Source organism: Janthinobacterium glycogeni (assembly GCF_051380725.1).
Classification (GTDB): Bacteria; Pseudomonadota; Gammaproteobacteria; order Burkholderiales; family Burkholderiaceae_D; genus Janthinobacterium.
Map to the genome: position 1 here is coordinate 1 of NZ_JBNYXP010000026.1, position 5,665 is coordinate 5,665.

At 59.0% G+C, this 5,665-nt stretch carries 5 protein-coding genes and 1 rRNA gene; all 6 read left to right on the forward strand.

Going from position 1 to position 5,665, the window contains the following annotated elements; translation table 11 throughout:
- The coding region (locus tag ACQ4W4_RS27445; protein WP_436544653.1) for a hypothetical protein at positions 1-292 on the forward strand (292 nt) is incomplete at its 5' end.
- Positions 293-336: 44 nt separating this feature from the next.
- Positions 337-1,026, forward strand: a complete 690-nt coding sequence (locus ACQ4W4_RS27450) for a phosphatase PAP2 family protein (RefSeq protein ID WP_436544654.1) — start codon at positions 337-339, stop codon at positions 1,024-1,026.
- Positions 1,027-1,088: 62 nt separating this feature from the next.
- Positions 1,089-2,567, forward strand: a complete 1,479-nt coding sequence (locus ACQ4W4_RS27455; RefSeq protein ID WP_436544655.1) for a DUF2868 domain-containing protein — start codon at positions 1,089-1,091, stop codon at positions 2,565-2,567.
- Positions 2,564-4,054 carry a DUF3482 domain-containing protein gene (locus ACQ4W4_RS27460; RefSeq protein WP_436544656.1) on the forward strand — a complete coding sequence of 497 codons (1,491 nt, stop codon included), beginning with the start codon at positions 2,564-2,566 and terminating at the stop codon, positions 4,052-4,054. Before ACQ4W4_RS27455 ends, ACQ4W4_RS27460 begins: the two co-directional genes overlap by 4 nt.
- A gap of 40 nt (positions 4,055-4,094) precedes the next feature.
- The gene (locus tag ACQ4W4_RS27465; RefSeq protein ID WP_436544657.1) at positions 4,095-5,174 is read left to right on the forward strand and encodes a tartrate dehydrogenase; all 1,080 of its coding nucleotides are present in this window, start codon (positions 4,095-4,097) and stop codon (positions 5,172-5,174) included.
- 409 nt (positions 5,175-5,583) lie between these two features.
- Positions 5,584-5,665, forward strand: a 16S ribosomal RNA gene (locus tag ACQ4W4_RS27470); the annotation flags it as partial.

Below are 5,665 nucleotides of genomic sequence, written 5' to 3' on the forward strand. Positions count from 1 at the left end.
AAACCCGTCAAGCAATTGGCGGGTTTTTTTTCGTCTGGTGATTCAGGGGGCGGTGGTGCCGTGGGGGCCTGTGGTGCTGTCGGCTTACGCGCGCAGCGCTAAGCCGACCTACGCCGACCTATACCGGCCGACGCCGATCCGCCGACCGACGGTCAGTGCGAGGGGGCTGCCCCCGGCTGTTCATCCGCTGCCAACGCAACAGACGAAAAAAAAGGCAGCGCGCAGCGCTGCCTTTGTCATTTATCACCACATGTTGTGCACGGCGGGCACCGTCATGTTCTCTTCATATTGACACTGTACGATGACTGCCATTCTCATCAAGTAACGTGTGCACCTATGCTGGCCAAGCTTAAACTCGTCAAAACTCCTAAAGGCATCGATAGCATCCTGATGCTGTCGGCCATGCTGATACTCTGGATCGGCAATTACAGCAACCTCGACCTCATGATTGCCGACAGTATGTTCGACGGTGCGCGTGGGCAATTTGTCGGCGCTGACAGCGTGTGGGCGCGCAGATTCCAGCTCGGTATGATCTTGCTTGGCGCCGTCATGATCGGGCTGGCCGTGTGGGACACCTTGCGTCCGCTGGCCTGGCTTGCTTCACGTCGCAGCGCCTTGCGCGTGGTAGCGCTGTCGGCTATCTTCGTGCCGCTAAGCATCTATTTGCTCTCTTCCTTCAGCGACGTGCCTTGTCCTACGGATTTGTTGCGTTATGGCGGACTGGAGCCGTACACGCGCCTGCTGGAAACATTGCCGGCCAGCGCATCTGCCATGGCATGCCTGCCTGCTACCCAGGCGAACACTGCCTGGTGGATGCTGGCCTTGCCATTGTTCTGCCTGCCCGGACGGCCACGCACGGCGCTGCTGCTCGCTTGCGTCATGCTGCTGTGCGGTTTGGCGGCAGGCTGGCAGCAACAGTTGCAAGGTACGCAATTCTTTACACATACCTTGTGGTCTGCCTGGATTGCTTCCTTCCTGATCTATCTGCTGCATAATTTGTTCCGGGCCGAGGACGCGTTGGCCTGAAACACGAAAGTACGTCACAATCTGCCTGTCGAGTTGTCGTTTCATACAAAAACAGGAGCACCATGAACGAGCAGATTGCGAGAGAAGTGGTATTGGTCCGTGCTATCGAGACGGCCGACCAGAAAAAAGAAGTCCTCAGCGAGGATGACCGCATGTATGCCAGCCGCAGCGCGCGTGAGCTTGCGCAGTGGCAAGCTTCGGGTAAGCAGGCCGAAGTGACGGGTGACGATTTTCTGCAGCAGCGTTCCGAGCTGATCCTCAAGCGCATCACCGAGCGCACGCCCGCCTTCGCCGCTTTCGCGAAACGCCGTAACGGCATGAAAACCCTGGCGCTGGCCTTGCCCCTGCTGGCTTTGCTGCTGGGCGCCGGACTCGACCGTATAACGGACCCCCATCGCGTCGATTTGCTGTCGGCGCCCTTGCTGCTGATCATCGCCTGGAATGTGCTGGTCTACCTGGGCTTGCTGATTTGGCTATGCATCCCTTCGCACTCGCTCGGCTGGCCGAAAGCGGGGCTGGTGCGCCACCTGAGCGTGGGCCGCCTGGCCTTGCCGCGCAAGCTGCCGCACGCCTTGTCCTCGGGCTTGCTCAGTTTCATGGGCGAGTGGGCGCATTTGAGCGCCAAGCTGACGGCCGCGCGCCTGGGCCGTACCATCCACCTGAGCGCTGCCATGTTTGCCATCGGCGCCGTCGCCTCGTTGTATGCGCGCGGTTTCCTGTCGCAATACGCGGCTGGCTGGGAAAGCACCTTTCTGAATGCCGGCCAGGTGCACAGCCTGCTGTCTACCCTGTTTGCGCCGGCGATTGCCCTATTTCACTTACAAGGTTTTTCGCTGGCAGAAATCGAAGCGCTGCGCTTCCCGCAAACGACGACCGTCGAAGGCGGTGCGCGCTGGGTGCATTTGTATGCGGCGACGATTTTCCTGCTGGTGGTCGTGCCCCGCCTGATCCTGGCCCTGCTCAATAATTGGCGCGCCGCGCGCCTGGCCAGGCAGTTTCCGCTGGATCTCGATCAACCGTATTTCCGCAAACTCAATGAAAGCATCGGCGTGGCCACGGGCGGCATGCTGCGCGTCTTGCCTTACAGCTTCACGGTCGATGAAGCCCGCCACAAGGGACTGGGTCAGCTGTCCATCATGCTGTTTGGCGAGCAGGGCCGCGTGATGCTGCGTCCATCGACGTCGTATGGCGAGGAGCCGCAGGACGTCTTGCGCGGCACGGACTTGAATGATCCGCAAGTCAATATCACGGCCGTGCTGTTCAATCTGACAGCAACGCCGGAAAAGGAAAATCACGGGGCCTTCCTCGATTATCTGGTGCAATCGTCGGCGCGCGGCATCGCTGTCCTGATCGACGAGTCCAGCTACCTGGAGCGCGCGGGCGAGCAGGCGGATAACGGCGCGCGCCTGGCGGAACGGGTCGCCTTGTGGCAGCAGTTCTGCCAGTTCCATAAAACCACGGCCACCGTGGTCAATTTGCTCAACCCTGCCTTGCACCCGCTCGATGCCGGTGTCGGCTTGAAAGTATCGGCAGCAGCATGAGTGTGAATGTGAATAAAGATGTCCACGATGATGCGGTGCAGATTCAGTTTGCGCTGATTTCGCACACGAATAATGGCAAGACGACACTGGCGCGCACCCTGGTGGGCGTGGATGTGGGGGAAGTGCGCGACGCCGCCCACGTGACTGTGTTTGCCGAATCGCATACCTTGCTGGCCACGCCGCAGGGCGATGCCCTGCAACTGTGGGACACGCCAGGCTTTGGCGACTCCGTGCGCCTGCTCAAGCGCCTGGGCCAGTCGGGCAATCCCATCGGCTGGTTCCTGCGCGAGGTGCTGGACCGTTATCGCGACCGGCCGTTCTGGCTCAGCCAGCAAGCGCTGCGCACGGCCAAGGACGCGGCCGACGTGGTGCTGTACCTGGTCAACTCCTCGGAGCATCCCAGGGATGCGGGGTACTTGCCGGCGGAAATGAAAATCCTCGAATGGCTGGGCAAGCCCGTTGTGGTCTTGCTCAATCAGATGGGGCCGCCACGTCCGGGTAATGAGGAACACAGCGAGCAGGCGCGCTGGCGCGAACATTTACAGCAATATCCTATTGTGCGCGACGTTTTGGCGCTCGATGCCTTTGCCCGCTGCTGGGTGCATGAACGCGTGTTTTACGAAGCTGTGGGTAAATTGTTGCCGCAGTCGCAGCAGGCAGGCTATGCGCGTTTGTTTGCTGCCTGGCAAGAGCAGAATGCGGCGCGTTTCCGGCAGGCGATGCACTTGCTGGCCACGCAACTGGCGGTGGCCGGACAGGATCGCGAAGCCATCGAGCCCGTCTCCAAGGGCTTGCTGAAATCGGCCTTGCAGGTTGTGGGTATCGGCAAGAATGCAGAGCAGCAACGCCAGGAAAAGGCCATGGCCAGCCTGGTGGCGCGGCTTAATGCGCATAGCGGTATCACCACGCGTGAGCTTTTGATCCTGCACAAACTCGACCCGACCGACGCGCATAAGATCAATAGCCGGATACGGGAAAACTTCGCCGTGCGCGCGCCGATCGACAAGGCGCAAGCAGGGCTATTGGGCGCGATGATTTCCGGTGCGGCGACGGGGCTGTCAGCCGACCTGATTTCCGGCGGCCTGACCCTGGGCACGGGCGCCTTGCTGGGCGGTGTGGTTGGTGCGTTGACGTTTGCGGGTGCCGCCTGGGGCTTTAATTCCGGAACGGACCGCAATGAGCCCATCATGCAATTTACGGATGCCTTCCTGCGCACCCTGGTGGTGGCGGGCGTGCTGCGTTATCTGGCGGTGGCGCACTTTGGCCGTGGCCGCGGCAATTTTGTCGAAAGCGAGGCGCCGGCCTTCTGGCAGGATGAAGTCGAGCAGGCTGTGGCGCGTCATGAAAGCGCATTGGTCGAGTTATGGAAAGACGTGCGCCGCGCGAAGACCAATGAACTGGCTGCCGAATGTATGCAGCCCATCATCACGGCGATCACTGCCGATGTGCTGGCGCGTCTGTACCCGGACGTGACGCAGCAGATGTAAGTACGGGCTCCCATCGTCTATTTCCAACAGGGTTTTCCCCATGAGCATACATAAAATCGCCGTCATCGCCGGTGACGGCATTGGCAATGAAGTCATGCCGGAGGGCTTGCGTGTAATTGAAGCAGCCGCCCGCCGCTTCAATATCGACCTGCAGTTTACGACGATGGCATGGGCCAATTGCGACTATTACCTGGAACACGGGCAAATGATGCCCTCGGACTGGTTCGCGCAGCTCAAGGATTTCGACGCCATCTATTTTGGTGCCGTGGGCTGGCCGGACAAGGTGCCCGATCATATCTCGCTGTGGGGTTCATTACTAAAGTTCCGGCGTGAATTCGACGAATACGTCAACTTGCGTCCCGTGCGGCTGATGCCGGGCGTGCCATGTCCGCTGGCGAATAAAAAGCCGGGCGATATCGACTTTTATGTGGTGCGTGAAAACACGGAAGGAGAATATTCCTCCGTGGGCGGGCGTATGTTCGAGGGGACAGAACGCGAAATGGTGCTGCAGGAATCCGTGTTTACGCGCAAGGGCGTCGACCGTATCCTGAAGTATGCGTTTGAGCTGGCGCAAAGCCGACCTAAAAAACACCTGACATCGGCGACCAAGTCGAATGGCATTGCCATCAGCATGCCGTATTGGGATGAGCGGGTGGAAGCGATGGGCCCGAGCTTTCCCGATGTACGCTGGGACAAATACCATATCGACATCCTGGCCGCCCGTTTCGTGCTCAGCCCGGAGCGTTTCGATGTGGTGGTCGCTTCGAATCTGTTTGGCGACATCCTGTCCGACCTGGGCCCCGCGTGCACGGGGACGATTGCCATCGCGCCGTCGGCCAATATCAATCCGGAGCGCACGTTCCCCTCCGTGTTTGAGCCAGTGCACGGTTCCGCACCCGACATCTATGGCCAGAATATCGCCAATCCGATCGGCATGATCTGGTCGGGCGCCATGATGCTGGACTTCCTCGGCAATGGCGACGCCAATTACACGGCGGCGCATGACGCGATTTTGCGCGCCATCGAGCAGGTGCTCGAGCATGGACCACGGACGCCGGACATGGGTGGCAGCGCCAGTACGACCGATGTGGGCATGGCGGTGGCAGAATTGCTGAAATAAAGCTTGCCGCCGGTGGGCGGCTTTGCTATAGTTCGCCTCCCCAATGAGACGCAGTCAAATGCGGCACTTGAGGATCACCGGAAACGGCGATGCAGTAAAAAGAAGGTGTTGACGATTGTGCTGAAATGCTTCATACTCTTCCTTCTTCGCAGCTGACAAACACAACGCTTTGTCGATAGCGCGAGAGCAGTAAATAAGCAGTACCGAATACCGTTCTTTAACAATTAACAGTCGATAAGTGTGGGCATTTGATGTCAGTGCAGCGCTGCGAAAGCAGCGTAAAACTTAAAATATCAAATGTTCACAAGAAATAATGAAATAGGCGCTACGAAAGTAGTGGCCTGTCAGTTTTTTGAGTGAGCGACCCGTCGCAAGACGGTGCCAATAAAATGGCAAAGTAACAGAGATTAAACTGAAGAGTTTGATCCTGGCTCAGATTGAACGCTGGCGGCATGCCTTACACATGCAAGTCGAACGGCAGCACGGAGCTT